18 protein-coding genes, 1 tRNA gene and 1 pseudogene are annotated in these 23,308 nt (G+C 73.0%); 13 read left to right on the top strand and 7 right to left on the bottom strand.

Annotated elements, in window-relative coordinates; translation table 11 throughout:
• Positions 1 to 58: 58 nt before the first annotated feature.
• Positions 59 to 1,120: a glycosyltransferase family protein gene (locus tag KRR39_RS22215; protein WP_216939537.1), complete on the bottom strand. Its 1,062-nt coding sequence runs from the start codon at positions 1,118 to 1,120 to the stop codon at positions 59 to 61.
• Between the two features lie 586 nt (positions 1,121 to 1,706).
• Between KRR39_RS22215 and KRR39_RS22210 the strand changes: the two genes are divergently transcribed.
• Positions 1,707 to 2,786: an inositol-3-phosphate synthase gene (locus tag KRR39_RS22210; RefSeq protein ID WP_216939536.1), complete on the top strand. Its 1,080-nt coding sequence runs from the start codon at positions 1,707 to 1,709 to the stop codon at positions 2,784 to 2,786.
• Between the two features lie 105 nt (positions 2,787 to 2,891).
• Here the strand turns inward: KRR39_RS22210 and KRR39_RS22205 are convergent, their stop codons facing one another.
• The 3 genes from KRR39_RS22205 to KRR39_RS25330 form a co-directional block, all read right to left on the bottom strand.
• Positions 2,892 to 3,794, bottom strand: a complete 903-nt coding sequence (locus KRR39_RS22205) for a sensor histidine kinase (protein ID WP_216939535.1) — start codon at positions 3,792 to 3,794, stop codon at positions 2,892 to 2,894.
• A 519-nt stretch (positions 3,795 to 4,313) separates the two neighbouring features.
• On the bottom strand, positions 4,314 to 4,595 hold the full coding sequence (locus KRR39_RS25335) for a winged helix-turn-helix domain-containing protein (protein ID WP_254185351.1): 282 nt from the start codon (positions 4,593 to 4,595) through the stop codon (positions 4,314 to 4,316).
• A gap of 4 nt (positions 4,596 to 4,599) precedes the next feature.
• Positions 4,600 to 4,995 (bottom strand): response regulator transcription factor, encoded by a 396-nt coding sequence (locus KRR39_RS25330; RefSeq protein WP_254185350.1) that lies wholly within the window; start codon positions 4,993 to 4,995, stop codon positions 4,600 to 4,602.
• Between the two features lie 172 nt (positions 4,996 to 5,167).
• Here KRR39_RS25330 and KRR39_RS22195 point away from each other — a divergent pair, with 172 nt between their 5' ends.
• The 6 genes and pseudogenes from KRR39_RS22195 (at position 5,168) to KRR39_RS22170 (ending at position 12,300) form a co-directional block, all read left to right on the top strand.
• Positions 5,168 to 7,537, top strand: coding sequence for a putative bifunctional diguanylate cyclase/phosphodiesterase (locus KRR39_RS22195; protein ID WP_216939534.1), 2,370 nt, complete (start codon positions 5,168 to 5,170; stop codon positions 7,535 to 7,537).
• Positions 7,538 to 7,585: 48 nt separating this feature from the next.
• A tRNA-Phe gene (locus tag KRR39_RS22190) sits at positions 7,586 to 7,659 on the top strand.
• Between the two features lie 226 nt (positions 7,660 to 7,885).
• Entirely contained in the window at positions 7,886 to 9,217 is a 1,332-nt protein-coding gene (locus KRR39_RS22185) for a sugar porter family MFS transporter (protein ID WP_216939533.1), read from the top strand.
• A gap of 38 nt (positions 9,218 to 9,255) precedes the next feature.
• On the top strand, positions 9,256 to 10,512 hold the full coding sequence (locus KRR39_RS22180; RefSeq protein ID WP_216939532.1) for a Bcr/CflA family efflux MFS transporter: 1,257 nt from the start codon (positions 9,256 to 9,258) through the stop codon (positions 10,510 to 10,512).
• A gap of 77 nt (positions 10,513 to 10,589) precedes the next feature.
• Positions 10,590 to 11,634: pseudogene (locus tag KRR39_RS22175) on the top strand (NAD(P)-dependent alcohol dehydrogenase).
• A 117-nt stretch (positions 11,635 to 11,751) separates the two neighbouring features.
• On the top strand, positions 11,752 to 12,300 hold the full coding sequence (locus tag KRR39_RS22170) for a DUF998 domain-containing protein (RefSeq protein WP_216939531.1): 549 nt from the start codon (positions 11,752 to 11,754) through the stop codon (positions 12,298 to 12,300).
• An 86-nt stretch (positions 12,301 to 12,386) separates the two neighbouring features.
• Here KRR39_RS22170 and KRR39_RS22165 read toward each other — a convergent pair whose 3' ends face one another.
• Positions 12,387 to 13,310 carry an endonuclease/exonuclease/phosphatase family protein gene (locus tag KRR39_RS22165; protein WP_216939530.1) on the bottom strand — a complete coding sequence of 308 codons (924 nt, stop codon included), beginning with the start codon at positions 13,308 to 13,310 and terminating at the stop codon, positions 12,387 to 12,389.
• A 141-nt stretch (positions 13,311 to 13,451) separates the two neighbouring features.
• On the opposite strand from KRR39_RS22165, the gene KRR39_RS22160 reads away from it, so the two are divergent.
• Genes KRR39_RS22160 through KRR39_RS22135 form a run of 6 tightly spaced genes read left to right on the top strand, consistent with a single transcriptional unit; the run spans position 13,452 to position 19,107 of the window.
• Positions 13,452 to 14,336 carry an STAS domain-containing protein gene (locus KRR39_RS22160; RefSeq protein ID WP_254185349.1) on the top strand — a complete coding sequence of 295 codons (885 nt, stop codon included), beginning with the start codon at positions 13,452 to 13,454 and terminating at the stop codon, positions 14,334 to 14,336.
• Positions 14,336 to 14,743: an STAS domain-containing protein gene (locus KRR39_RS22155; protein WP_216939529.1), complete on the top strand. Its 408-nt coding sequence runs from the start codon at positions 14,336 to 14,338 to the stop codon at positions 14,741 to 14,743. Before KRR39_RS22160 ends, KRR39_RS22155 begins: the two co-directional genes overlap by 1 nt.
• Entirely contained in the window at positions 14,740 to 15,162 is a 423-nt protein-coding gene (locus KRR39_RS22150) for an anti-sigma regulatory factor (RefSeq protein WP_216939528.1), read from the top strand. The genes KRR39_RS22155 and KRR39_RS22150 overlap by 4 nt, the downstream gene beginning before the upstream one ends.
• Complete coding sequence (locus tag KRR39_RS22145) at positions 15,159 to 16,187, top strand: ATP-binding SpoIIE family protein phosphatase (RefSeq protein ID WP_216939527.1); 1,029 nt, start codon at positions 15,159 to 15,161, stop codon at positions 16,185 to 16,187. The genes KRR39_RS22150 and KRR39_RS22145 overlap by 4 nt, the downstream gene beginning before the upstream one ends.
• Entirely contained in the window at positions 16,184 to 17,554 is a 1,371-nt protein-coding gene (locus tag KRR39_RS22140) for a sensor histidine kinase (RefSeq protein WP_216939526.1), read from the top strand. The genes KRR39_RS22145 and KRR39_RS22140 overlap by 4 nt, the downstream gene beginning before the upstream one ends.
• On the top strand, positions 17,551 to 19,107 hold the full coding sequence (locus KRR39_RS22135) for a response regulator (protein WP_216939525.1): 1,557 nt from the start codon (positions 17,551 to 17,553) through the stop codon (positions 19,105 to 19,107). Before KRR39_RS22140 ends, KRR39_RS22135 begins: the two co-directional genes overlap by 4 nt.
• Before the next feature lie 6 nt (positions 19,108 to 19,113).
• Here the strand turns inward: KRR39_RS22135 and KRR39_RS22130 are convergent, their stop codons facing one another.
• Both KRR39_RS22130 and KRR39_RS22125 read right to left on the bottom strand, forming a co-directional pair.
• Positions 19,114 to 19,533, bottom strand: a complete 420-nt coding sequence (locus tag KRR39_RS22130; protein ID WP_216939524.1) for an acyl-CoA thioesterase — start codon at positions 19,531 to 19,533, stop codon at positions 19,114 to 19,116.
• A gap of 3 nt (positions 19,534 to 19,536) precedes the next feature.
• Complete coding sequence (locus KRR39_RS22125) at positions 19,537 to 23,274, bottom strand: SpoIIE family protein phosphatase (RefSeq protein ID WP_254185781.1); 3,738 nt, start codon at positions 23,272 to 23,274, stop codon at positions 19,537 to 19,539.
• Positions 23,275 to 23,308: the final 34 nt, after the last annotated feature.

The raw sequence follows: 23,308 nt of genomic DNA, 5'->3' as shown, positions 1-23,308 counted from the left end.
AGCAGCGGGCCGAGCGCGGCCGGCCCCGCGCTCCTGGGGCGTTCCGACAGCTCCACGGTCAGACCTTGCCGAGCAGCTGCGGGCCCACCCCGAGAAGGTCGTCGGACCCGGTCGCGGACAGCACCGCTGCGTCCGTGTCCTCCTGGGCACCGCCGTTGAGCAGGTGGCGCGCGGCACGCTGGCGGCCCAGCAGGTCCGGGGGACGACCCGCGCAGCCGACCGGCCGGTCCAGGGCGTCCAGGACCGCGGCCGCCAGGGTGGTGCTCGACAGCTCGGCCGGGGGAAGCCACTTCACCCACCCTCGCTCAGCGAAGCGGCTGGCCCGCATCTGCTGCTCGGCGCTGGGTCCCTTCCGGGGCACGAGCAGGGCCCGGGCACCCGTGCTCAGGATCTCCGAGGTGGTGTTGTAGCCCGCCATCGCGATCACCAGGTCGGCCGCGCTCAGGTAGCTCAGGGAGTCGTCGACCTGGTGAAGGATGTGCACCGGCAGCCCGACGGCGAGCCGCTCCAGGCGCGCGCGTTCCTCCTCGGGGAGGAAGGGACCGGTGACGAGGACCAGGACGCAGGGCTGCTCCTCCGCGACGGCCGGGAGGGCCCGCAGCAGCGCGTCGAACAGCTCGAACCCGTCCGCACCGCCGCCGGCCATCGCCACCAGGAGCTGGGCGTCCGGATGGTCGGCCAGGTGCAGCCGCCGCACCGTGTCGGCCAGCGGAGCCGGGGCCGGGGCGCAGACGTAGCCGCAGTAGCGGAGCCGGTCCCGGATGCTGGTGGGCCAGGCGTACTGCCCCGCGACGTCGAAGACGTCCTCCGAGCCGTAGACCAGCACCTCGTCGAAGTAGCTCTCGAGGGCCTCGAGCGCTCCCTCCAGCCGCCAGCGGCGGCGGACGGTGGCCGGCGCGTCCAGGATGTCGCGCAGCCCGAGCACCATCCGCGCCGGCGTCTCCGACAGTGCCTGGAGGGTCGGGACGAGCTCGCCCATCGCCCCGTGCGGCATGTGGTCCACGAGCACCACGTCCGGCACGAAGCTCGACGCGACGCTGCGGATGGTCTCCTTGCGGAGCGCCAGCACGTCCTGGAACGGCGCGGACAGCGAGACCGGTGCCCAGTGGCCCGGCCGCACCTTCCGGATCGACGGCAGCTTGAGGTAGTCGTGCCCCGCGGCGGCGGTGAAGAACTGGCCGAGCGGGGGAGTCCGAGATCGTCAGCACGCTGCCCCCCCGGCCGTGTGGCCAGGAACTCCCCTGCGAGCAGGGTCGTCCGGCGCAGGTGCCCCAGGCCGAGCCCGTCCTGCGAGTAGATCAGCAGGCGCGGCTCGGAAGGATCGGTGCGCATCAGTGACCGCCTGTCCGAGGATGATGACCCCTGGCAGGCGTAGGAACGCTGAGAAGAGTTCGCGTCATGTGGGTTGCCCCCCCCGACTCAAGGCGAACGAGTGGTTTCCGGTTGAACGCTGGCTGGGCAGCGGGCGAACGTCTCGCCTACAGCCTGTGAATTTTCCGCCCTCTTCTTAACTTTCACCCTGGGACCTACCACCGCCCATGGCCTGATGGGATGGTCCGCTCGGACTGTCCGGGCCCGGTGGATGGTCTGTCTGGGCTCTGACTCGTGGAGCCCGTCGGGGATAGGGTCTCCCTCATCCCAACAGCCGTCTGCCCGGCCCGTGACTCATTCCGCCCTCTTCGGAATCGAGGGAAGAGGTGGCGAAGATGGGTCTGCTCCGACTGGCCGTCGTGGGGGTCGGCAACTGCGCGAGCTCCCTGGTCCAGGGCGTCGAGTACTACCGCGACGCCGACCCGAGCGCTGCGGTGCCCGGGCTGATGCACGTCAAGTTCGGCGACTACCACGTCTCCGACGTGGAGTTCGTGGCCGCCTTCGACGTGGACGCCAAGAAGGTCGGCTTCGACCTGTCCGAGGCGATCAACAACTCCGAGAACAACACCATCAAGATCGCCGACGTCCCACCGCTGGGTGTCAGCGTGCAACGCGGCCCCACCTACGACGGGCTCGGCAAGTACTACCGCGAGACCATCGAGGAGTCCGACGCCGACCCCGTCGACGTCGTCGCGGTCCTCAAGGAGCAGCAGGTCGACGTCCTGGTCGCCTACCTCCCGGTCGGCTCCGAGCAGGCCGACAAGTTCTACGCCCAGTGCGCCATCGACGCCGGCGTCGCCTTCGTCAACGCCCTGCCGGTGTTCATCGCCTCGGACCCCGTGTGGGCCCAGAAGTTCACCGACGCCGGCATCCCCATCGTCGGCGACGACATCAAGTCCCAGGTCGGCGCCACCATCACCCACCGGGTGATGGCCAAGCTCTTCGAGGACCGCGGCGTGGTCCTGGACCGCACCTACCAGCTCAACGTCGGCGGCAACATGGACTTCAAGAACATGCTCGAACGCGACCGCCTGGAGTCCAAGAAGATCTCCAAGACCCAGGCCGTCACCTCCAACATGACCCACGACATGGGCGCCCGCAACGTGCACATCGGCCCCTCCGACTACGTCGCCTGGCTCGACGACCGCAAGTGGGCCTACGTCCGCCTCGAGGGCCGCGCGTTCGGCGACGTCCCCCTCAACCTGGAGTACAAGCTCGAGGTCTGGGACTCCCCCAACAGCGCCGGCATCATCATCGACGCCGTCCGCGCCGCCAAGATCGCCCTGGACCGCGGCATCGGCGGACCCATCCTGTCCGCCTCGACCTACCTGATGAAGTCCCCACCCGTGCAGATGGCCGACGACCAAGGCCGGCTCGCACTCGAAGCCTTCATCCGCGGCGACGTCGACCGCTGACCCGGCGCGTCTGGCGGCGCCCGGCCCGTCGACCCGGCGGGTCTGGCGGCGCCCCGCCGCCAGAGTCGCCGGGTCGACGGTGCTTTCGCCGCCGGAGGCGCCGGGTCAGCGGAGCGAGGTGACCCGCTGGGGCGCAGGTGCGTCGTGCTCGGCGGGTGGCCGCCCGGCGGGGAGCCGGACGGTGAACCTCGCGCCGCCGGCCGGCGAGTCGGTCACCTGCACCGACCCGGAGTGGATCCGGACGATCTCGGCCACGATGGCCAGGCCCAGACCGACACCTCCTCGGGAGCGGTCCCGGGAGGTGTCGAGCCGGACGAACCGATGGAACACGTCCGCGCGGTCCGTGGGCGCGACGCCCGGTCCGTCGTCGTCCACCGTGAGCACCGCGGTCGTGCCGTCCGAGCTGGACGACAGGTCCACCGTGCTGGTCGCGTGCCGCACCGCGTTCTCCACCAGGTTGCGCACCACCAGCTCGAGCAGCGCCGCGTTGCCCCGCACCTGCACGGGCTCCACGTGCCCGGTCCGGACGGACACCCCGTCCGACGGGGTGGACGTCACGACGTCGTGCAGCACGTCCTCGAGGTCCACCGGCTGGTCGAGGTGCGGGAGCGTCCCGGCGTCGCTGCGCGCGAGCAGCAGCAGCTGGTCGACCAGCGAGCCCATCCGCACCGTCTGGCTCCACAGCTCCGACAGCAGCGCCGGGTCCGGGTCGCCGTCGCCGCCGCCGCGCAGCATCGCGGTCTCGAGCCGCGTGCGCAGCGTCGTCAGCGGGGTCCTGAGCTCGTGCGCGGCGTCGGCGACGAAGCGCTCCTGCCGCTTCGCGCTGCGCTCCAACCGGCTGAGCATGCCGTTGAGCGTGCGGGCCAGACGGAAGATCTCGTCCTGCGTGGTCGGCTCCGGGACGCGCTCGTCCAGCCGTCGCCCGGTGATCAGCTCCGCGCGCCGGCGGATCGCCTCCACCGAGCCGATCGTCCGCCCGACGACCAGCCAGAGCGCGCAGGCGAACACGGCGAGCAGGACCGTCAGCCCGACGGCCCCCCTTGCGGGCCAGCGTCGCCAGGAACTCGCCGATGTCCTCGACGTCGACCGCGACGTACACCGTGGCGTCCCCCCGGGGCGTCGCGATCCCCACTGCAGCCACCCGGTAGGGCCCGTCGTCGTCGATCGGCAGGTAGCCCACCGGGGTCACGTCCTCCTCACCGACGGGCTGCGCGGGCAGGTGGAAGAAGTCGGTGCCGGGCGCGTTCGACGTGGAGCTGATCACCCGGCCCGCGCGAACCACCTGTACGGCGGCCTCGAACTCGTCCGCCCGCGCGATCCCCGCGGGGAGCACGCCGCGGGCCGCGAGCTCCGAGAGCTGCTCGGCCCGCGCCAGGGCCACCTCGTCGGCGTTGTCGACCAGCTCCTCGCGGATGGCGATGCCGACGAGCACCCCGGTGAGGGCGACCACCACGGCGACGAGCGAGGTCGCCACCACGACCATGCGCCAGCGCATCGACGGCTCGCGGCGAGGGCGGCCCCGCCGGCTCACGAAGGGACCACCAGCCGGTAGCCCTGCCCGCGGTGCGTGCGGATCAGGCTGTCGGCGCCCGGCGGGTCGAGCTTCCGCCTGAGGTACCCGATGTACACCTCGACCAGGTTCGCCCCGGGATCCTGGACGTCGCCCCACACGTTCTCGAGGATCTCCTCCTTGGACCGCACGTCACCGCCGGTCCGGATGAGGTACTCGAGCAGCGCGGACTCCCGACGGCTCAGGTGGACGGGCTCGCTCCGTCCCAGCCGGACCTCGCGCCGTGCGGGCTCGAGCACGAGGTCACCGGCGATCAGCTCGGACCAGCCCTCCCGCCCCCCCTCGCCTCACGAGGGCGCGGCACCGGGCGACCAGCACCTGGAAGGAGAACGGCTTGCGCAGGTAGTCGTCCGCCCCCGAGTCCAGCGAGTCCGCCTCGTCCGAGTCGCCCTCGCGCGCGGTGAGCATCAGGATCGGCGTCGTGACGTCCTCGGTGCGCAGCCGTCGGCAGACCTCCACCCCGGACATCCGGGGCAGCATGATGTCGAGGACGACCACGTCGAAGCCGGGCTGCTTGGCCTGCCGGTAACCCTCGAACCCGTCGTGGGCGAGGTGCACGTCGAACCCGCGGTCGGCCATGCCCTCCGCCAGCGTGCGGGCGAAGGCGACCTCGTCGTCCACCAGGAGCAGGCTGTCCATCTCTCGATCGTGCGCCGCCGCGCGGGCCCGGGAAAGGCTCGAACGGGCTAGTCCGCGGACGCCCTGGGTCCGCGGGTGGTCTAGACCGATCGCGACGATTCCGGGGCGTCTTTCATGCGAAACCACCCAGGGTCGATAGTCCTAGGACACCACTACCCGACGAAACGGACCCATGACACTCGCGCCCACGCACCAGGCGGAGCGGACGGCGGCCCCTGCCCGCCGGCCGGTCGCCGCCTGGACGCTGCTCGCGCTCGGCCTGCTGCTGGCCGCGAGCGTGTCCCTGGTCCGCGACGCCGCGTACACCGGGGCCGCCCTCACGGTGGTCTCGGTGGGCGCGATCGTCTCCATCGTGGTCGGCATCCGCCGGCACCGGCCGCTCAACCGACGGTTCTGGTCGCTGTGCGCCTGGGCGCTCGGCGCCAGCGTGCTGGCCGGCCTGTTCACCGTCACGCTCCCGGTCAGCCCTCGCACGGTGACGCTGATCGACGCGACGTACCTGCTGGGCTACACGATGCTGGTCGTCGCCGGGCTCGTGGCGCTCCCGCGGCGCGGCCCGGACCGCGACTGGGCCGGCATCCTCGACGCCGTCACGATGGCGATCGCCGGCGCCACGCTGTTCTGGTACTACGAGGTCGACCCGACCCTGACCACCACGCTGTCCTTCCACTCCGTGGTGACCGGCGTGGTCTGGCCGATCTACGACCTGCTGCTGATCGTGGTGCTGATCCGGATCACCACCTCGTCGATCTCGCGGCAGTTCCCGTTCGTGATGGTGTCCGCGGCGCTGGCCTCCAGCGTGATCACCGACTTCTGGTACGCCACGACGGCCACCAGTGGCGGCTACGTGTGGGGCAGCGTCAGCGACGCGTTCTGGGTCCTGCCGATGACCTGCCTGGGCGCCGCGGCGCTGCACCCGACGATGCGCGAGTTCGCCGCCGCCCGGCAGGGCGACCACCTGCGGATCACCTGGATACGGGTGTTCCTGGTCGGCTTCGGCGCGTTCTCGGTGCCGATCGCGATCTCCGCGCTCGCCCTGCTCGGCGGCTCCATCGAGCAGGCCATGCCGGTGGTCCTGGCCGGCTCCACGCTGCTCGCCGTGGCCGGGGTGGCCCGGACCGCGGAGATGGTGCGCCAGTCCCGCAACACCGCCGAGGCGTCCCAGGCGCTGAGCGCCCGGCTCACCGAGGCGCTGTTCGAGCGCGAGCAGCTGCACGAGGAGCTGCTGCACACCGCGCTCTACGACCCCCTGACCGGGCTCGCCAACCGCCGGCTGTTCCAGGAGCGGCTCGACCAGGCGCTGGCCCTCGACGGCCGCACCTGCGCGGTGATGTTCATCGACCTCGACGACTTCAAGAACATCAACGACTCCCTCGGGCACGCCGTCGGCGACCTGGCCCTGGTCGCGCTGGCCCGGCGGATCGAGGAGCACCTGCGCACCGACGACGTCGTGGCCCGGCTCGGCGGCGACGAGTTCGCCGTCCTCGTCCCCGACCCCAGCGACGACGGCCTGCTGATGCTGGGCGAGCGGCTGCTGGCCGCGGCGCGCGAGCCGGTCGTCGCGGGCGGTACGACGCTGGACCTCGGCATCAGCCTCGGCATCGCGCACTCCCGGGACGCCGAGGACAAGGACGACCTGCTCCGCAACGCGGACATCGCGATGTACCACGCCAAGGAGTCCGGCAAGTCCCGGCTGGCGGTGTTCGAGGACTCCATGCGTCGCAGCCGACTGGACCGGATCGACCTGCGGTCCGAGCTGCGCGCTGCCATCGACCACGACGAGCTGCACGTGGTCTACCAGCCGGTCGTGGACCTGAACAGCGGCCGCGTCGACGGCATCGAGGCGCTGGTCCGCTGGACCCGGCGCGACGGGACGGTGGTGCCCACCCCGGACTTCATCGAGCTGGCCGAGGAGACCGGCCTGATCCGGCCGCTCGGGCGCTACGTCCTGCGCCAGGCGACCGCCCAGGCCCGGGCCTGGCGGGAGCGCGGGATCCAGCTGAACATCGCCGTCAACGTGTCCGGCCAGCAGCTCCGCGACCCCGGCTTCGTCGAGGCCGTCACCCGGGCGGTCGCGGCGCTCGGCCAGGACCGGGTGCTGGTGCTCGAGCTCACCGAGTCCTCGCTGATCGGCAGCGCCGCCGACGTCGAGGTGCTGCACGAGCTGCGCCGCCGCGGCTGCCGGATCGCCATCGACGACTTCGGCACCGGGTTCTCCTCGCTGGCCTACCTCACCCAGCTGCCCATCGACATCCTGAAGCTCGCGGCCCCGTTCGTCGACGGCGTGGACCGCGGCGGCGACAACCTCTCGGTGGCGCAGGCGGTGCTCTCCCTCGGTGAGAGCCTCGGCTACCTCGTCGTCGCCGAGGGCATCGAGCAGACCGCCGAGTCCGACACGCTGCGCGGCCTCGGCTGCCAGCTCGGGCAGGGCTACCTGTTCGCCCGGCCGGCCTCCCCCGAGGACCTCGAGCCCTATCTCCAGCGCTGGAACCGCGCAGACGCCGGGTCCGCGGCCGAGGTCGACGTGGCCTCGGCGGGCTGAACCGATTCCGGGATCGACGTACGCCTGTTGTAGAGTTTCGCCTCGCTTGGGCAGGTAGCTCAGTTGGTACGAGCGTCCGCCTGAAAAGTGGAAGGTCGGCGGTTCGACCCCGCCCCTGCCCACAAGCAGCGACCGCAGGTCAGCCCCCGGCTGGCCTGCGGTTCGTCTTCCCGGACCCCTCCGGTACGCACCGGTGTCGGATCTCGCCGACCGGGTACGGCGTCCTCCACGACGTCCGCACCCGGGAGGCACCATGGCCGAGTCCACGCAGCAGCGACGCGGCACCGGCCAGGACGTGCCACCCGCCGGGCTGACCGGGCTGATGCTCGCCGCCGCGGTCGTCTCCGGGTGTCCGGGCTGCTCTACGGCTACGACACCGGGATCATCTCCGGCGCACTGCTGCAGATCAGCAAGGAGTTCGACACCGGCAACGGCATGGAGCAGGTGATCGCCGCCAGCATCCTGCTCGGCGCCGTGATCGGCGCGCTGACCTGCAGCCTGCTGTCCGAGCGGCTGGGCCGCAAGCGCACGATCCTGGTGGTCTGCGCGGTGTTCGTGGCCGGCACGCTGGCCAGCGCCCTGGCGCCCGCCCCTCTGCTGCTCGCCCTGGGCCGGGTGGTCCTCGGGTTCGCGGTGGGCGGCGCGACCCAGACCGTCCCGATGTACGTCGCCGAGCTGGCGCCGGCCAACCTGCGCGGGCGGCTGGTGCTCTGCTTCCAGCTGGCGATCGGCGTGGGCATCGTGATCTCCACGCTCGTGGGCGCGAGCGAGTCGGTGTCCTGGCGGATCTCCATCGGCGCGGCCGCCGTGCCGGCCCTGCTGATGCTGCTGGTGATGCTCCGGCTGCCGGAGAGCCCCCGCTGGCTGGTCAAGCACGACGAGCCGGACGCCGCCCGGCGCGTGCTGGAGTCGGTGCGGCCCGCCGACTACGAGGTCGACCCCGAGCTGCGCAGCATCGTCGAGCTGGAGGAGCGCAAGCAGGAGACCAGCCGCAGCCACCGGGGCTGGAGCGGATTGCGCCAGCCGTGGGTGCGTCCGGCGCTGGTCGTGGGCTGCGGGATCGCGGTCTTCACCCAGCTGTCCGGGATCGAGATGATCATCTACTACTCGCCGACGATCCTGACCGACAACGGGTTCTCCACGACCGCGGCGCTGCGGGTCAGCGTCGGGCTGGGCCTGACCTACCTGGTGATGATGGTCGTCGGACTGGCCGTCGTGGACCGGGTCGGCCGCCGCCGCCTGACGATGATCATGGTGCCGGGGGCCGCGCTGAGCCTGTTCGTGCTGGGTGCGTTCTTCGTCACCGGCAACGACGGCCGCGCCAGCACGCCGTACATCATCGCCACGCTGATGGTGTTCATGTTCTTCAACGCCGGCGGGCTGCAGCTGATGGGCTGGCTGACCGGGTCGGAGATCTACCCGCTGGCGGTCCGGGGCGCCGGCACCAGCGTGCAGTCGGCCAGCCTCTGGGGCACGAACCTGCTGATCACCCTCACGTTGCTGACGATGATCGACACGTTCGGCGTGGGCCAGGTGTTCTGGATCTACGGGCTGTTCAACGTCGCCGCGTTCGTCTTCGTGTGGCGCCGGATGCCCGAGCTGACCGGCCACAGCCTGGAGGACGTCGAGCAGCACCTGCAGGACGGCGCGTTCCGGCCCGCGGACTTCCGCACCAGCTGAGGACCGGCGCGCTTCTCTCTACCGGTACAGTAGGGGTGATGCCCCTCCCCCTCCGCACCGGGCGGCCCTGGGTGCTCGCGCTCGTCCTCGTGACCGGCGTCGGCCCGCTCGCCACCGACACGTACCTCGCCTCGCTCCCCCAGGTGCGCGCGAGCCTCGGCACCAGCTCCACGGTGGTCCAGCTGACGATGACGTTCTTCATCGCCGGGATGGCCGTCGGCCAGCTGCTCGCCGGACCGGTCAGCGACGGCCGGGGCCGGCGCGGGATGATCCTGGGCGGCACCGCCACCTTCACGGCGGTGTCGGTGCTCTGCGCGTTCGCACCGACCGGCTGGACGCTGGTGGCCGAGCGGGGCGTGCAGGGCCTGGTCGCGGGCGTCGGCGTCGCCGTGGGCCGCGCGGTGGTCAGCGACCGGTACGCCGGTCCGCGGGCCGCCGCGATGTTCGGCACGCTGGCGTCCTTCTCGCTGATCGGGCCGGTCGTCGCCCCCGCGATCGGCAGCGCGCTGCTGACGGTCGGCGACTGGCGGACGGTCTTCCTGTTCCTGGGCGGCCTCGGCGTGCTGATGACCGGGCTGGCGTTCCTGGGCATCCCCGAGACGCTGCCCGTCGAGCGACGCCAGGCGACCGGGCTCCACGACGTGGGGCTGCGGATGCGCGACCTGATCGGCGACCGGGCCTTCGTCGCGCCGGTGCTCGTGCAGTGCCTGGTCAGCGCCGGCTTCTTCGTCTACATCGGCGGCTCGTCGATCGTGCTGCAGTCGCAGCTCGACCTGAGCCCGGGTCGCTACGCGCTGGTGTTCGCGTCCAACGCGCTCGTGATGGTCTCGGCCAGCGTGACGTTCCGCCTGCTCGTCGTACGCACCGGGGCGGCCGTGCTGCGCCGGGTGGCCCTCACCGTCGCGATCTCCGCAGGCGCGGTGCTGTTCCTGGTCTGCCTGGTCGCCCCGGACCACACCCCGGCGCTGCCGCTCGTGTGGGCACCGCTGGCCGTCATGCTCGGCGGCCTGGGGATGTTCCTGCCGGCCAGCACCGCGATCGTCCAGGCGGCGGGACGGCGGTCGGCCGGCACCGCCGCGGCGCTCGGGGGCGGGGTGCCGTTCTTCGTCGGCGCGCTGACCACGCCGCTGACCGGGCTGCTCGGCAGCCAGACCGTGCTGACGATGGCGTCCGGGACGTTCTTCTTCTACGTGCTCGCCCTGCTGGCCGCCTGGCGGTTCCGGCACCTCACGCCCGACGACCGCCCTGTGCGGGACGTCACGCTCATCGAACCGGAGCTCGTGGGGCACCCCTAGGAATGTCCGGGCCCCCGCACGACGTTGTGCCTGGTTCGACCGGTTCGACCCCCGCACCCCCCGAGGAGACATCCCGTATGACGCAGACCGTTGACGCCCTGGTGACCGCCGGCGCGAGCAAGCCGTTCGAGCGGGGCACCATCGAGCGCCGCGACCCGCGCCCGCACGACGTGGTGATCGACATCGCCTACGCCGGCATCTGCCACAGCGACATCCACCAGGCCCGCGAGGAGTGGGGCACCGCGCTGTTCCCGATGGTGCCCGGCCACGAGATCGCCGGCGTGGTCCGCGAGGTCGGCAGCGAGGTCTCGAGGTACGCCGTCGGCGACCGCGTCGGCGTGGGCTGCTTCGTGGACTCCTGCCGCGAGTGCGAGAACTGCAAGGCCGGCGAGGAGCAGTACTGCCTCAAGGGTGAGGTGGCGACGTACAACGGGACCGGGTACGACGGCGAGCCCACGTTCGGCGGCTACAGCAAGTCCGTCGTGGTCGACGAGAACTACGTCCTCGGGATCCCCGAGGGCATCGGTCTCGACGAGGCGGCGCCGCTGCTGTGCGCCGGCATCACGCTGTACTCCCCCGCTCAAGCACTGGGGCGCCGGCCCGGGGCAGAAGGTCGCGATCGTCGGCATGGGCGGCCTCGGCCACATGGGCGTCAAGATCGCGCACGCCCTCGGCGCCGAGGTGACCGTGCTCAGCCAGACGCTCTCCAAGGAGGACGACGGCAAGCGGTTCGGGGCGGACCACTACTACGCGACCAGCGACCCGAAGACCTTCGAGACGCTGGCCAACAGCTTCGACCTGATCGTGAACACGGTCGCGGCGAACCTGCCGGTCGACGACTACCTGTCGCTGCTCCGGCTGGACGGCACGATGGTCAACGTGGGCATCCCGGAGAGCCCCGACAGCTTCCAGGCGTTCTCGCTGGCCGCGATGCGCCGCCGGATGGCCGGCTCGAAGATCGGTGGCATCCGCGAGACCCAGGAGATGCTGGACTTCTGCGCCGAGCACGGCCTGGGCGCCGAGATCGAGACCATCGGTGCGGACGACGTGGACGGCGCCTACGACCGCGTCGTGAAGAGCGACGTGCGCTACCGCTTCGTGATCGACCTCGCGACCCTCTGACCCACCGGTCGACCCGCCACCCCCGTGGCGGGTCGACCCGGGCCCCGGTCCACCCCGACCCGGGCCTCCTGTCAGTCCGACCCGGACGTCGTACGACGGACCCGGCATACTCGCCGGATGCGCAGATGGGTGCTCGCCTCGGCCACGGTTGCTCCGACGGCGTTGGTCGGCGGATGGACGCTGGCCGCCTCCCGGCAGCGTGGCGGGTTCGACCAGGTGCGCGACACCATCAGCGCCCTGGCCGCGCACGGTGCCGACGACCGCTGGCTGATGACCTCGGCGCTCGTCGTCCTCGGCGGCGCCCACGTCGCCACCGCGGCCGGGCTCGAGGAGGCCGCGCCCGCGGGACGGGTCGCGCTGGCGGTCGGCGGAGTGACCGCCGTCCTGGTCGCAGCGTTCCCGCAGCCGGCTGCCGGCCACTTCCCCGCCGCCACGGCCAGCTTCGCGGCGCTCGCCCTGTGGCCGGCCCTCTCGGGCCTGCCGACCCGGGCGGCCGGACGGTGGGCCACCGCCGGGCTGCTCGCGATGCTCGGCTGGCTCACGGTCGAGCTCGGCGACGGCGACCTGCTCGGCCTCAGCGAGCGCGTGGTGGCCGGCGCCGAGGCGCTCTGGCCGCTCGCCGTGGTGCTGGGCGTCCGCGCCGGCGCCCGCCGCACCCGGGCCTGACCCGGGACCCGGGTCGGCCCGGACTCCGACCCGGGTCGGCATGAACTCCGGCCCGGGTCGGCCCGGACTCCGGCCCGGGTCGGCCGTCAGGGCTGGGAGGCGCCGGCGTACTCCGTGCTGTCGATGCTGGCCTGGGTGACGATCATCGGGTGGTCGCTGGTCCGCTTGTCCAGCGGGCCGCGGTCCTCGACGTACCCGCTGAACGTGAGGTCCGGGCTGCCGAACGCCCAGTCCACGTAGCGCGGGTTGCCCGCCCGGCAGGCGCCGCCGGCGTGGCTGCCACCGCGTGCGGCCTGGAGCGGCGCCCGGGCGGTGAGCGGGCAGAACGCCTGCTCGCGCTCGTTCATGTCACCGGTCAGGAACACCGGCAGGCCGGTGTCGTGCAGCCGGCGGACCAGCCGGGCCTCCTGGGCGATCGCCTTCGCGCGCCACTTCGCGGAGCCCCGGTGGCCCGTGGTCGACGCCGGGTTGTGCACGTTCGCGAACCAGGCGGTCATCCCGGTCTCCCGGTTCTGCAGCTTGACCAGCGGCATCGCGCGCCGGTTGCCGTGGAAGTAGGGGATCGAGAAGGTGCGGGTCTCCACGGCCTGCCAGGCCGAGCGGTCCCAGGCCACCGAGTTCTCGCCGTCGATCTCGCGCCTCCCGTTCGGCCCGGGGAACATCGCGTACCGGCCGTCGGTGCGCCGGCGGAAGCTGCGCATCTGGTCCGCCTGCATCTCCTGCAGCCCGACGACCTCGACGTGGTGGCGGGCCAGCAGCCGCACCACCCCCGCGGTACGACGCACGCCGCTGGCGTAGCCGCCGGGACCGCGGGTGTGGCTGCTGCCGAGCACGTTGAACGACGCGAGGGTCAGGTCGGTCGGCGCGGGCTGCTGGGAGGTCGCCGGCGCCGCGGCCGGCACGTCGGCCGCGTCGGCGGGCGTCAACGCCCCGCCTCCGACCGTGACGGCGAGCAGCGCGCCGAGGCCGGCGGTGCGGCGGAACAGGGGGCGTGCGGTGCGGGGGGGCATCGATCGACCGTAGGAAACCTCGTCCGAGACGGCAAATCGGCCCAGACCGCGCGGGGTCCTCCCTCCCGCGCGCGGGCCGTGGAAGGATCAGCGCCAAGATCGGGGTCGAGGACCCCCCTTGCGCGACCAGAGAGGGTCCACGTGAACGACACGTCCGCAGCCGGCGGCTGGGCAGTACTCGAGCAGAACCGCACCGCCATCACCGAGGGATGGGTCGCCGCCGCGAGCCGGTCGCTGGCCGGCCGGATGACCCACGCCGAGCTGCAGCGCGACGTCGCCGAGATGCTCGACGGGATGATCGCGGCCACCGACGGCGGCAGCCACGAGGCCGACGGCACCAGCTCGGCGCCGCTGCGCGGGCTGCTCGCGGACCTGGCCCGCACCCGGGCCCGCCAGGGGTTCTCCCCCACCGAGACGGCGGTCAGCGTGTTCGCGGTCAAGGAGGCGGTGCTCGACGTGCTCGGCGGCCAGGGCGACCTCGCGTCGTACCGGTTCTTCGCCGAGTTCTCCCGGTTCGTCGACGAGCTCGGCCTGCTGATGCTCGAGACCTACTCGCAGGCCCGCGAGCAGGTGATCTCCGAGCAGGCCGACGCGCTCCTCGAGCTGTCCACGCCGGTGGTCAAGCTCTGGGACGGCATCGTCGCGCTGCCGCTGGTCGGCACGCTGGACTCGGCACGCACCCAGGTGGTGATGGAGAAGCTGCTCCAGGCGCTGGTCGACACCGGCTCCGAGCACGCCATCATCGACATCACCGGCGTCTCGGCCGTGGACACCCAGGTCGCCCAGCACCTGCTCAAGACCGTGATGGCGGCGCGGCTGCTCGGCGCCGAGTGCATCATCTCCGGCATCCGCCCGCAGATCGCCCAGACCGTGGTCGCCCTCGGCATCGAGTTCGGCGACGTGGCCACCAAGGCGAGCCTGGCCGACGCGCTGCTCCTCGCGCTGCGCCGCTCGGGCTCCGACGTCGTACGTCGCTCCGGCTCGGCCCGCGCGGGCGGCGCGGCCGGCTCCCCCGGGAACGGCTGATGGAGCGCATCCCGATCCTGCGCATCGGCGACATCCTGCTGGTCTCGATCCAGGTCGACCTGCAGGACCACATCGCGGTGGCGCTCCAGGAGGACCTCGCCGAGCGGATCGTCAGCAGCGGCTCGCACGGCGTGCTCATCGACATCTCGGCGCTGGAGATCGTCGACAGCTTCATCGGCCGGATGATCTCCACGATCGCGTCGGTGTCCCGGGTGCTCGACGCCCAGACCGTCGTGGTCGGCATGCGTCCGGCCGTGGCGATCACCCTGGTCGAGCTCGGCCTGTCCCTCGACGGGGTCCGCACCGCCCTGGACGTCGACCGCGGCATGGCGATGCTGCAGGCCGACCTCGAGCACGCGGTCCGGGTCGACCACGTCGAGGACGAGACCAGCGGGCCCGTTGGATGAGTGAGGCCGCCGTCGACGTCGAGAGCGAGGCGTCCCACGCCATCGCGTCCGACGCCGACGTCGTCCGGGTGCGCCAGGCCGTCCGGGCGCTGGCCGTCGACGCCAAGCTCTCGCTGGTCGACCAGACCAAGCTGGTCACCGCCGCGAGCGAGCTGGCCCGCAACACCCTGGTGTACGGCGGCGGCGGGACCGTCACCGTCGAGCTGATCCGCGCCGGCCTGCGCCGGGGCGTGCGGGCCTCCTTCGCCGACCGGGGCCCGGGCATCGCCGACGTGTCCCTGGCCCTGACCGACGGCTGGACCAGCGGCACCGGCATGGGCCTCGGGCTGTCCGGCGCCAAGCGGCTGGTCGACGACTTCGACCTGCAGACCAGCTCCGGGGAGGGCACCGTCGTCCGGATCGTCAAGTGGACCCGATGACCGACCCGGACCGGCCCGGGGAGCTGCGGGCCGAGGACGTCGCCTGGGTGCGGGTCGAGGACGAGAGCAGTCCCGGAGCCCTGCGGCGGCGCGCCGTCGAGCTCGCGGAGCGCGTCGGCCTCGACGAGCAGCGCACCGGGGAGATCGCGATCGTGGTGACCGAGCTGGCGACCAACCTGACGAAGTACGCCCAGCAGGGCGTGATGGTGCTGCGGCTGCTGCGCCGCGACACGCTCGGGGGCGTGGAGATCGTGGCCCTCGACCGCGGCCCGGGCATGCGGGACGCCCGCTCCCTGTTCGTGGACGGCACGTCCACGTCGGGGACGCTCGGCATCGGCCTGGGCGCCGTACGACGGCTGGCGAACGCCTACGACGTCTACTCGCTGCCCGGCCAGGGCACCGTGCTGACCGCGACGTTCTGGCCCGCCGGGGTGGACGCCGACGAGCCGGCCGCCGGGATGACCCGTCCGATCGAGGGCGAGACCGAGTGCGGTGACGCCTACCAGGTACGACGGACCGGGCGCGGGCTGCTGCTGCTGGTCAACGACGGGCTCGGCCACGGGCCGCTGGCGGCGCGGGCCTCGGCCGAGGCGCTGCGGGCGTTCCGGGAGTCCGAGCAGGAGTCGCCGCTGGCGCTGCTGCGCGAGCTGCACACCCGGATGTCGGGCACCCGCGGGGCCGCCACCGCCATCGGGCACCTCGACGTCGCGGCCGGCCGGCTGACCTACGCCGGGATCGGCAACATCGCCGGCCGGGTGGTGGGCGCCGGGCGTCCGCAGGGCCTGGTGTCGATGCCCGGCATCGTCGGGCAGAACATCCGCAACGCCCGCGAGACGGTCTACGACCTGGCCCCGGACTCCTGGGTGGTGATGCACAGCGACGGCCTGACCGACAAGTGGGACGTCGGGGACTACCCCGGCCTGCTGGCCTGCTCTCCGCTGGTCGTCGGCGCCACCCTGCTGCGCGACGCGGCCGTCCGGCGCGACGACGCGGGCGTGCTGGTCTGCCGGGCAGGTGCCCGGTGACCGGCGAGATCTACGGTCTCGAGGTGCACCACGAGACCGACGTCTTCGCCTCCCGGCAGGCCGCCCGGGACGTGGCCACCGCGGTCGGTGTCGAGGGCCAGGACGTGATCCGGGTGGCCACCGCGCTCAGCGAGGTGACCCGGGACCTGCTCGCCGCGGGCGGCGGCCGGGTGTCGTTCACCTCGGTGGCGCCCGACCTGCTGCGGGTGACCCTGACCGGGGATGCCTCGGGCCCCGGGACCGCGTGGCACTCCGCGAGCGGTCTCGACGCCGCCCGCCGGCTGATGGACACCGTCACGGTGGCCGGTGACGAGGGCGGCCGGACGGTCGTCGTCCTGGAGAAGCGCGCCCGGTCCGTCCGGCCCGTCGACGAGCACCTGCGCCGCGAGCTGCGCCGGCGGCTCAGCGACACCGCCGGCCGGACCTCGGTCGACGAGCTGCGGCTGCAGAACCGCGACCTGGTCGCGGTCCTGGAGGAGGTGCAGGCCCGCAAGGAGGAGCTCGAGCGGGTCAACGCCGAGCTCGAGGAGACCAACAAGGGCGTGCTCGCGCTCTACGGCGAGCTCTCCGACGAGCTCGAGCGCACCAACCAGGGCGTGGTCGCGCTCTACGCCGAGATCGACGACAAGAACCGGCTGCTGGCCGAGGCCAGCGAGTCCAAGACCCGGTTCCTGAACAACATCAGCCACGAGCTGCGCACCCCCGGCAACTCCGTGCTCGGGCTCTCCCGGCTGCTGCTGGACCCGGCCGCCGAGCTGCTGACCGACGAGCAGCGCCACCAGGTGCAGCTCATCTCGACCAGCGCCGAGGACCTGCTCCGCCTGGTCAACGAGCTGCTCGACCTGGCCAAGGCCGAGTCCGGGCGGCTGGAGGTGGCCGTCGACGACGTCGACCTCGCGGCCCTGTTCGACGAGCTGCGCGGCACCACCGCGCCGCTGGTGACCCGGCCCGGGGTGGCGCTCGTCGTCGAGCCGCCCCGCGGCGTGACCGGCTTCCGCACGGACCGCACCCTGCTGCGCCACCTGCTGCGCAACCTGCTCAGCAACGCCGTGAAGTTCACCGAGTCCGGCAGCGTCACGATGACCGCCGAGGCCGGCACCGACGCCACGGTGACGTTCCGGGTCCGCGACACCGGGGTGGGCATCGCCGGGGCCGACCAGGCCAAGGTGTTCGAGGAGTTCTTCCAGGTCCGCGGGCGGCTGCAGTCCTCCGTGACCGGCTCCGGCCTGGGGCTGCCGTTCGCCCGCCGCGTGTGCCGGATCCTCGGCGGCGACCTGCGGCTGGCCAGCGCTCCCGGCCAGGGCACCACGTTCTCGTTCGCGCTGCCCCTGGCCGGCCCGGAGCCCGAGGCGGTGCGGCCCGCGTGAGCCCGGTCTCCGTCCTGGTCTGCGACGACACCGCCGCGAAGCGCTACGTCATCTCCAGCTGGCTGCGCCGTGACGGGTACGACGTCCTGGAGGCCGAGACCGGGGGCCAGGCCCTGGCCCTGGTCGCCGAGGGCACCGTCGACCTCGCCGTGCTCGACGTGCACCTGCCGGACATGAACGGCCTCGACGTCTGCGCCCGGATCAAGGCGGACCCCCGCACCGCGTCGACGCCGGTGGTGCACATCTCCGCCGTCGCGGTGGAGCCCCGCGACCGCACCGCCGGGCTGGACGGCGGCGCGGACGCCTACCTCACCGACCCGATCGAGCCGCAGGAGATGCTCGCGACGGTCCGCTCCCTGCTCCGCTCGGCGAGCGCCCGGCGCAGCGCCGAGCGGCTCGCCGTACGCCTGGACCGCCTGGGCGCGGCGAGCCTGCGCATCAACGTCGCGATGACGGCTCCCCGGCTGGCCGCGGCCTCCGTCGAGGGCGCCGGGCGGCTCTTCGACACCGAGGCGGCCGTCCTGCTGGTCGAGGACGTCGACGCCAGCAGCGCCGCGCGGACCACCGCAGACGGGACCACGACGGCCTGGGGGCTCTCGCCCGGGACGGCGGCTGCCCTGCTGGCCGCCGCCGCCGGGGCCCGGCTCGTCGACCCCGCCGAGGGTCCCTGGCCCACGCTGCTCGGCGGCACGCAGGTGCCGCGGTGGTGGGTGGTGCCGGTCCCCGGGGCCGCCGGCCCGGTCGGCCTGCTCGCGGTCCCGGCCGAGGAGGCCCCCCACGACGAGGACCAGGTGCTGCTGGTCCGGCTGGCGCAGACCACGGCGGTCGCGCTCGGCAACCTGCGGATCTTCGAGGAGGAGCACCGCACGGCGCTCACCCTGCAGCGCAGCCTGCTGCCGGCCGGGCTGCCGCCGCTGCCCGGCCTCGCGGTGGCCGCTCGCTACCAGGCCTCCGGCAAGCAGCTCGAGGTCGGCGGCGACTTCTACGACGCGTTCGAGACCGACGACGGCGACGGCGTGGTGGTGATCGGCGACGTGCAGGGCCACTCGCTGGAGGCGGCCATCGTGATGGCCGAGCTGCGCTACGGCCTGCGGGCGTTCATGCACGAGGGGCACACCGCGCTCGCGACCCTGGACAGGCTCAACCGGATGCTGCTGCGCAGCCACCCCGAGATGACCGCGACGGTGTGCGTGCTGGTGTTCCCTCCCGACCGGGCCACCGTCACCGTCACCAACGGCGGCCACCTGCCGCCGCTGGTGCTGCGGGACGGCGCCGCGACGTACCTCGACCCCGGCGGCATCCTGCTCGGTGTCCACGGCGGCGTACGGCGGCCCGCCACGCTCCCGGTGCAGCCGGGGGACCGGATCGTGGTGATGACCGACGGGCTCGTCGAGCGGCGCAACGCCTCGCTCGGCGGCGCGCTGGACGAGCTGGCCGCGCAGGTGGCCCGCAGCGAGGTCGACGCCGAGGCGCTCTGCGACGCGCTGATGGAGCGCTGGGGCGACAGCGAGGACGACATCTGCCTGATCGTCCTGGACGTGCTCGGGGCCTGACCCGGCTCAGCGCGCGGCGTACGCCTCGATGCGGGCCCGCTCGGCGTCGGTGACCGGCCGCGAGCCGCCGGTGGCGAGGTCGCGCAGCACGCACACCGAGCGGCCGCGGGCGACCACCCGGCCGTCGTCGGCGCGCAGCTCCTCGCGCAGGGTCAGGCTGGTGCCACCGACCCGCTCGACGGCGAAGACGGCGCCGACCCACCGGTCCGTGCGGACCAGGCTGCTCAGGTAGTCGACCTCGACCCGGGCCAGCACGTAGTCGCCGGCGTCGTCGAGGCGCAGCCCGTCGCGGAACCACGCGGTGCGGGCCTCGTCGAGCAGGGTGAGGTACTCCGCGTGGTAGACGTGCCCGAACGCGTCGAGGTCCCGGAACCGCAGCGGCAGCCGGACGGTCCCGGCGTCAGCGCCTTCAGGGGCGTCGGGCATGCCTCAGCCCTTCGCCGACAGGATGCACCAGACGGCCTTGCCGTGCTCGGTGGGCCGGGTGCCCCAGCGGGCCGCCAGCGCCGAGACGATCTGCAGGCCGCGGCCGTGCTCGTCGTTCTCGTCCGGCCGCTGCTTGCGGGGCTGGTAGGTGGCCCGGTCGCGGACCTCGACGAGCACGTCGGAGCCCTCGAGCCGCAGTCGCAGCTCCACCGGCGCACGCCCGTGCAGCACCGCGTTGGTGACCAGCTCGCTGGTGGCCAGCGCGGCGTCGGCGACCAGCGGGGCCGGCATCGCGCGCTCCTCGAGGTAGGAGGTGACCAGGTGCCGGGCCACCGCCACCGCGGTCTCGCTCGGCTCGAGCCTGCGCGACAGGCTCTCCTCGCCGGTCGGCGGGTCGACGCGGGCCACCAGGATCGCCACGTCGTCGTCCGGGCCGTCGGGCAGCATCGCCGCGACCAGCTCCTCCGGGACGCCGTCGACCGGGCCGACCATCTGCGCGACCCGGCTGGCCAGCGTCTCGATGCCGACGTCGATGTCCTCCCCGCGCCGCTCCACCAGCCCGTCGGTGTAGAGCACCACCCGGGCGTTGGGCTCGAGCTCGACGTGGTGCTGGGTGAGGTTGAACGGCCCGACGCCGAGCGGCGGGTTCTCGTCGCCGCCGACCAGCCGGCACTCGCCGCCCGGGACGGCCACGATCGGCGGCAGGTGCCCGGCGTTGGCGAACCGCAGGCATCGGTCCGCCGGGTCGAAGACGGCGTAGATGCAGGTGACGATCTGGTCCTCGCCGAGGTCGCGGACCAGGCCGTCGAGGGACTCCAGCAGGTCGGCCGGCGGGAGGTCCAGCCGGGCGTAGGCGCGCACCGCCGAGCGCAGCTGGCCCATCACGGCCGCCGCGCGCACCCCGCGGCCCATCACGTCGCCGACCACCAGCGCGGTCCGCCCGCCGCCGAGCTCGATGACGTCGTACCAGTCGCCGCCGACCTGGGTGCCCTCGACGCCGGCGCGGTAGTAGGTGGCCACCTCGAGGTGGTCGAGGTCGAAGCCCTTCTGGGGCAGCAGGCTGCGCTGCAGCTGGTCGGCGATCGCGTGCTCGCGCGCGGCCGCCTCGGCGTTCGCGGCGGCCATCGCCAGGGCCTCCTCGGCGGCCCGGCGCTCGGTGATGTCCTGCACCGACCCGCGCAGCCCGACCCGCTTGCCGTCGTCGTCGAGCACCGCCTCGCCGAAGATCGCGACCAGGATCTCCGACCCGTCACCGCGGATCACCCGGAACTCGTAGTGGAAGCCGGACTCCTCGTTCGACAGGTCCTCGGCGACCCGGTGCTTGTCCTCGGGGTGCACGACCCGGTCGATGAGCTCGCCCCAGGCCCACCCGGCGAGCTCCTCGCGGGTCCGCCCCATCACCCGGAGGTACTCGTCGGAGAACTCCGCCTGACCGGTGGCCAGGTCGATCTCCCAGCTGCCGACCCGCGCCAGCCGCTGCGCCTCGGCGAGCAGGCTGCGGCTGCGCTCGAGCTGCCGACGGGTACGACGGGCACGGTCGAGCTCGAGGTTGGACCGGACCCGGGCGAGCAGCTCGCGGGCCGTGAACGGCTTGACCAGGTAGTCGTCCGCGCCGGCGTCGAGGCCCTCCAGGGTGCCCTCCTCGCCGGCCCGGGCCGAGAGCATCACGACCGGGACGCCGACCGTGGTGGCGTCGCCCTGGAGCGCGGCCAGCAGCGCGAAGCCGTCCATCCGGGGCATCATCACGTCGGTCAGCACCAGGTCGGGCGGCAGCCGGCGGGCCTGCTCGAGACCGTCCACGCCGTCCACGGCGGTCTGCACGGCGTAGTCGTCGGCGAGCAGCCCGGCGACGTACTCCCGGATGTCGGCGTTGTCGTCCACCACCAGGATCCGCGGCCGGTCCTGGCCGGTGTCGCCGGGCGCCCGGGACAGGTCGGCGGCGTCCGGGTCGGTCCAGTGCGTCGCCTCGGCGATGAACCCCTCGGCCACCGCGGTGACGGCCGCCGACGTGCTCCCGCGCGGGGCGGCGACCTGGTCGGCGGGCAGGTGCGTGTCGCCCAACGGCAGCCGCACCGTGAACGTGGTCCCCCGGCCCACCTCGCTCTCGGCGCTGACCCGGCCGCCGTGCAGCGCGACGAGCTCGGCGACCAGGGCGAGGCCGATGCCGGATCCCTCGTGGGTGCGCGAGCGGGCACCAGAGACCCGGTGGAACCGCTCGAAGAGGTGCCCGACCTCGTGCTCGGGGATGCCGGTGCCGGTGTCGCTGACCGTGAGCTCGGCGTCGCCGTCGTCCCCGACCGCCAGGCGCACGGTGATCCCGCCCTCGAAGGTGAACTTCAGGGCGTTCGACAGCAGGTTCAAGACCACCTTGGCCCAGAGGTCGCGGTCGACGTACACCGGCTCGGACAGCGACGGCGAGTCCACGGTCAGCTCGAGCGCCAGGCGCTGCGCGGCGGTGTCGAACATGCTGGCCAGCTCGCGGGTGTACTGCCCGAGGTCGACGGGCTCGAAGCGGGCCTCGACCCGGCCGGACTCGAGCCGGGAGAAGTCCAGCAGGGTGTTCACCAGCTTGAGCAGCCGCTGGCCGTTGCGCAGGATCACCTCGACCCGGTCGCGCTGCCGCCCGGTCAGCGGGTCGTCCTCGTCGGTGACCGCGTCCTCGGCCGGCCCGAGCAGCAGGGTCAGCGGGGTGCGGAACTCGTGGCTGACGTTGGTGAAGAAGTCGGTCTTGGCCTGGTCGAGCTCCGCGAGCGTCTCGGCCCGGTCCCGCTCGAACTCGTAGGCACGGGCGTCGGTGAGGCTGGCGGCGAGCTGGCCGGCGACCAGGTCGCAGAAGTCCCGGTAGCCGTCGTCGAGCGGGCGGAACCGGTTCAGCCCGAACACCTGGAAGCCGTAGGGCCGTCCGCCGGCGCTGGCGGCGAGCGGCAGGACGAGGGCCTCGCGCGGGCTGACCTGCCAGGAGCCGGTGGGCAGGTCGAAGAACCGGTCCTCGAGCTCGCGGACCACCGTGGAGGCACCCCGCGCGGCGGCCGCGGCCGGCCAGACCTCGTCCGGGGCGCCGACGGCGATGGTGTCCGGGGCGCCCGGGTGCTCGCCGGTGAACCCGACCGAGCCGACCAGCCGGGCGGTCTCGTCCCCGTCGAACAGGTAGACCAGCGAGAACGGCAGGTCGGACGGGCACGACTCGAGCTCCTCGCACGCAGCCGAGATCGTCTCGGTCTCGGTGAGGTTCGAGGCGCGCCGCGAGCCGAGGTCGCGCAGCGTCTGCATGCGACGGTGGGCGACGACCTCCTCGGTGTCCTCCTTGACCACGCAGAGCATCCCGGCGACCACGCCGAAGTCGTCGAAGATCGGGCTGTAGGAGAAGGTGTGGAACGACTCCTCGGTGTAGCCGCTGCGCTCCAGGAACAGCATCAGCGACTCGTCCCAGGTCGCGACACCGGTCGACATGACCTTCGCGATCCGGTCGGAGATGTCGTCCCAGATCTCCGACCACACCTCGGCGGCCGGCCGGCCGAGCGCCCACGGGTACTTGTCGCCCAGGGTGTCGCGGCGGTAGGCCTCGTTGCACAAGAAGGTCAGCTCGGGTCCCCACGCCATCCACATCGAGAACCGCGACGTGAGCATCAGGCGGACGACCGACTCGAGGCTGCGCGGCCAGGTGTCCAACGGCCCCAGCGGCGTCGCGGCCCAGTCGACCTTCAGCAGGTCGCTGCCCACTTCGCCGGATCGCTGAAACATCCCCTGCACGGAGAGCCACCTTCGTCGTCGACCG

This window comes from Nocardioides panacis, assembly GCF_019039255.1.
Classification (GTDB): domain Bacteria; phylum Actinomycetota; class Actinomycetes; order Propionibacteriales; family Nocardioidaceae; genus Nocardioides_B; species Nocardioides_B panacis.
This window is presented reverse-complemented; position numbering and strand designations above follow the sequence as displayed.

What these genes read in the sequence shown, in the direction of transcription:
- KRR39_RS22125 (WP_254185781.1), bottom strand. Translation starts at nt 23,274, where the DNA reads ATGTTTCAGCGATCCGGCGAAGTGGGCAGCGACCTGCTGAAGGTCGAC.
- KRR39_RS22150 (WP_216939528.1), top strand. Translation starts at nt 14,740, where the DNA reads ATGAGTGAGGCCGCCGTCGACGTCGAGAGCGAGGCGTCCCACGCCATC.
- KRR39_RS22210 (WP_216939536.1), top strand. Translation starts at nt 1,707, where the DNA reads ATGGGTCTGCTCCGACTGGCCGTCGTGGGGGTCGGCAACTGCGCGAGC.
- KRR39_RS22130 (WP_216939524.1), bottom strand. Translation starts at nt 19,533, where the DNA reads ATGCCCGACGCCCCTGAAGGCGCTGACGCCGGGACCGTCCGGCTGCCG.
- KRR39_RS22165 (WP_216939530.1), bottom strand. Translation starts at nt 13,310, where the DNA reads ATGCCCCCCCGCACCGCACGCCCCCTGTTCCGCCGCACCGCCGGCCTC.
- KRR39_RS22170 (WP_216939531.1), top strand. Translation starts at nt 11,752, where the DNA reads ATGCGCAGATGGGTGCTCGCCTCGGCCACGGTTGCTCCGACGGCGTTG.
- KRR39_RS22155 (WP_216939529.1), top strand. Translation starts at nt 14,336, where the DNA reads ATGGAGCGCATCCCGATCCTGCGCATCGGCGACATCCTGCTGGTCTCG.
- KRR39_RS25330 (WP_254185350.1), bottom strand. Translation starts at nt 4,995, where the DNA reads ATGGACAGCCTGCTCCTGGTGGACGACGAGGTCGCCTTCGCCCGCACG.
- KRR39_RS22145 (WP_216939527.1), top strand. Translation starts at nt 15,159, where the DNA reads ATGACCGACCCGGACCGGCCCGGGGAGCTGCGGGCCGAGGACGTCGCC.
- KRR39_RS22180 (WP_216939532.1), top strand. Translation starts at nt 9,256, where the DNA reads ATGCCCCTCCCCCTCCGCACCGGGCGGCCCTGGGTGCTCGCGCTCGTC.
- KRR39_RS22195 (WP_216939534.1), top strand. Translation starts at nt 5,168, where the DNA reads ATGACACTCGCGCCCACGCACCAGGCGGAGCGGACGGCGGCCCCTGCC.